We start from the raw sequence: 271 nt of genomic DNA, 5'->3' as shown, positions 1-271 counted from the left end.
AGCGTCTCGGTGCCGAGACGGCGACTGAGCTCGGTGACGATCAACAGGTTCACCCCGAGGGTGAGGATCGTCAGGGTCACGTGGTCCTGTGTTCGGGATTGTCGAATGAAGACGACATCGGTGAAGATCGCGACCGCGGCTCCCACGGCCAGACCTGCGCACACGCCCACCAGGTACCCGTGCGACTCGCTCACCACCGCGGCGACGAAGACGCCGGACAGCAGGAACCCGCCGTGCGCGAAGTTGAGGATGCCGGTGGCCCGGTAGATGA

The 271-nt window shown here is 65.3% G+C and carries 1 protein-coding gene; it reads right to left on the bottom strand.

Features of this window, described 5'->3' with window-relative positions:
- Positions 1 to 271: ABC transporter permease subunit (locus IJ15_RS0124170; protein WP_031940866.1), on the bottom strand; the 271-nt coding region annotated here is incomplete at both ends.

Source organism: Prescottella defluvii (assembly GCF_000738775.1).
GTDB classification, from domain to species: Bacteria; Actinomycetota; Actinomycetes; order Mycobacteriales; family Mycobacteriaceae; genus Prescottella; species Prescottella defluvii.
This window is presented reverse-complemented; position numbering and strand designations above follow the sequence as displayed.